General features: G+C 48.4%; 1 pseudogene. It reads right to left on the minus strand.

The features are described from left to right. Window positions 1-999, minus strand: a pseudogene (locus DXA74_RS16390) (hypothetical protein); the annotation flags it as partial.

The raw sequence follows: 999 nt of genomic DNA on the forward strand, positions 1-999 counted from the left end.
CTCTCTATGTAGTAGAAGGCTCCTGCTTCCGCAGTTTTGTTTTCTCCTTGTTTCCGTGTATATTCATCCCAATTTCCGGAATCAGTCTGGGGACTGCCGCTCATATTGATGTTATTTCCGGTCGCATAGAGGGCTATTCTTGACTTGTCGGTAAAGCGCAGTCCGAACAGTCGGGCCAGCATGGGTTTGGACTGATAGACCGAATGGGCCAGCTCGGCATTGGCAACATACCCTTTCGCATACTGCCGCTTCAGGGATACATCCAATACCCAAGGGTCATCTATGCGCGGACCTTTTTCCTCAGAGGAACGTGTGATGTAGGCATTGTCCGGCACCTTCTGGTAGGCTTTTACCTTGCTTACCATATAAGCGGGCAGGTTTTGCAGGGCCACTTGAGGATCTCCGTTGAAGAAATCTTTTCCGTCTACCAGCAGGCTGCTGATGAAGTGTCCGTTTACCGTGATGCGGCCTCCCTTTTCCAGACGCACACCGGGAAGCTGCTTGACGAGTTCGTCCAACATGGACCCCTCTGCCAGTTGGAACATAGTGGCATCATAGACCAGAGTATCTCCCTTCATGACCATCATGATTTTTGTGGCAGATACGACCAGTTCGTCTAATTTCCGGTTCATTATTCTCGGCAATCGTACACGTCCCATATCTCGTATCACTTCTCCATGTTTTTCTTCCGAAGGGAGTATATTCAGGTTGTAATATGAGGTTTCATATCCTTCGCTTTTTATACGGACGATATATTTGCAGGGCAGGGTAGCCTGATTGTTTTCGTAGATGAACTTATACCGTGGTATCATATCCCCGATGATCTTGAGTCGCCTGAATGTGTCTACTTCAGTACTGTCGGTCGGATTCAGTAAAGATACACGGGCCTCAGTCAGTGTGGATTCCGTAATGGCATCAACCGGATCTACCGTTACAGACAGGTCGGTCTTTTGGGCAGAAGCAATGACGGAGAGGCAAAGCAGGATGGAAAAGAATAGT

The organism is Bacteroides sp. OF04-15BH (assembly GCF_003477995.1).
In the GTDB taxonomy this organism is placed as follows: domain Bacteria; phylum Bacteroidota; class Bacteroidia; order Bacteroidales; family Bacteroidaceae; genus Paraprevotella.